At 34.1% G+C, this 511-nt stretch carries 1 pseudogene; it reads left to right on the forward strand.

Annotated features, from left to right (window positions below):
• Positions 1–164: 164 nt before the first annotated feature.
• Positions 165–511, forward strand: a pseudogene (locus B2S90_RS10530) (aspartate carbamoyltransferase); the annotation flags it as partial.

Here is a 511-nt window from a genome sequence, read left to right on the forward strand (position 1 = left end):
TTCAACATTTTCTCTTTTTCAGTCATAATCTTTCTCCTTACTTATACCATAATAATATAGTTAATATATCAATTAAACGTTTTTACTAGAAAAAACTGTTTAAATAGAGGGGCTGTGATATAATAGATAGGAATTAAAACAAGTTTATAAAGAAGGAGCTCACCATGAAAAAATTCATTATTGATCCAATGGACTTATCTGTTGAAGAAATTGATGATTTAATCGCACTCGCAAACGATATCATCAAAGACCGTACACGTTATCAGGACGTATGTGCACATAAGATTCTTGCAACACTATTCTTTGAACCTAGTACACGTACAAGACTATCTTTTGAAAGTGCTATGTTATCACTTGGAGGAAAGGTATTAGGATTCCCAACTGCAAACGTATCTAGTGCTTCTAAGGGAGAAACAGTATCAGATACAATTCATGTAGTTAGCGGTTATTGTGATATTATCGCAATGCGTCATCCAAAGGAAGGTGCTCCAGTTGTGGCTTCATCAACATG

Source organism: Catenibacterium sp. UBA627 (assembly GCF_002299355.1).
Lineage (GTDB): Bacteria > Bacillota_I > Bacilli_A > Erysipelotrichales > Coprobacillaceae > Catenibacterium > Catenibacterium mitsuoka.